Below are 1,306 nucleotides of genomic sequence, written 5' to 3' on the forward strand. Positions count from 1 at the left end.
TGAACTGGCCTAATAATTCCGGACACCTCTTAAGGGCGATATGATTTCGCCAACTTGGAGGTTCCATGAACGAAAGAAAGGTCTACACCCGCGAGTTCAAACTGCATGCTGCGAGCATGGTGCTTGATGATAACTGCCCGGTTCCAGAGGTTTGTGCTTCGCTGGATATCGGGCCCACCGCTTTACGGCGCTGGGTTGATCAGGTTCGTAAGGAGCGCGAGGGCCGGTCAGTTGAAGGCACCAAGGCGATTACTGACGATCAGCGCCAAATCCAGGAGCTAAAAGCCAAGATCAAGCGCATGGAGATGGAAGCTGAAATCTTAAAAAAGGCTACCGCTCTCTTGATGTCGGATCCCGATCGTTTCCGATGATCGTAGAGCTAAGAGAGTCATTTCCGACGGCCGTGGTGTGTCGTGTTTTCGGTGTGAAGCGCAGCAGCTTTTATGAGTGGATTCAGCGGCGATCCAAGCCGCGGATCAGACGTGAAGAACTCAGGATGAAAGTCGTTGAGCTGCACAGTGAAAGCCGCGAAGCCATGGGCTCCAGGATGATCAGCGAGGGCCTGAAATCGCAAAATATTGCAGCAGGAAGGAGCCTTGTCCGAGCGCTGATGAGGGAAGCCAACATTGTCAGTAAACAACGCCAGCCGCATCCATTTAGATCCAAAGGCGTGGAGGCATTTGTCGCGCCTAATCGGCTCAAACGCAACTTCAAACCGACTGCAATCGATCAGGTTTGGTGTGGCGACGTTACCAGCCTGATGGTGGGCAAACGCTGGATTCATCTGGCCATCGTGATCGATTTGTATGCTCGCAGGGTCATTGGTTGGGCTTTTTCTCTGGTCAATGACGCCAACCTGGTCAGCAAAGCGCTACGCATGGCGACAGCTGTACGAACGTGCCCTCCAGGGCTGATGTTTCACTCAGACCAAGGATGTCAGTACACCAGTCGCAAGTTTCAAGAAGAACTGACCCGCCACAGCATTGTGCAAAGCATGAGCCATCGGGGACAGTGCTGGGACAACGCTCCAACAGAGCGTTTTTTTGGCACGCTGAAGTCAGAGTGGGTACCTCGCAACGGCTACAGCCTGATCGAGGAGGCAAAAACGGACATGGTGCGTTTCTTCATGTACTACAACCGCACCAGGCTCCACAGCTACAACAACTATCTGTCGCCGATAGCCATGGAGCAAAAAGCGGCATAAACACCGTAATCGGTGTCCGGGATTACTTGACCAGTTCAGAAAGACTCCCCATCAGGGCCGCTACGCGGCCCAACGGGAGCAAGCTCCCTCGCCACAGGTTTC

The 1,306-nt window shown here is 53.5% G+C and carries 2 protein-coding genes; both read left to right on the forward strand.

What is annotated here, in order from left to right; translation table 11 throughout:
• Positions 1 to 65 precede the first annotated feature (65 nt).
• Entirely contained in the window at positions 66 to 371 is a 306-nt protein-coding gene (locus D8U18_RS29065) for an IS3 family transposase (RefSeq protein ID WP_056855265.1), read from the forward strand.
• Positions 368 to 1,204, forward strand: a complete 837-nt coding sequence (locus D8U18_RS18905) for an IS3 family transposase (protein WP_056855266.1) — start codon at positions 368 to 370, stop codon at positions 1,202 to 1,204. The genes D8U18_RS29065 and D8U18_RS18905 overlap by 4 nt, the downstream gene beginning before the upstream one ends.
• The last annotated feature ends 102 nt before the right edge of the window (positions 1,205 to 1,306 follow it).

It is taken from the genome of Pseudomonas sp. Sample_10 (genome assembly GCF_004321495.1).
Classification (GTDB): Bacteria; Pseudomonadota; Gammaproteobacteria; order Pseudomonadales; family Pseudomonadaceae; genus Aquipseudomonas.

Bases quoted from the DNA above. Each gene is read 5' to 3' on its own strand.
- D8U18_RS29065 (WP_056855265.1), top strand. From the start codon at position 66: ATGAACGAAAGAAAGGTCTACACCCGCGAGTTCAAACTGCATGCTGCG.
- D8U18_RS18905 (WP_056855266.1), top strand. From the start codon at position 368: ATGATCGTAGAGCTAAGAGAGTCATTTCCGACGGCCGTGGTGTGTCGT.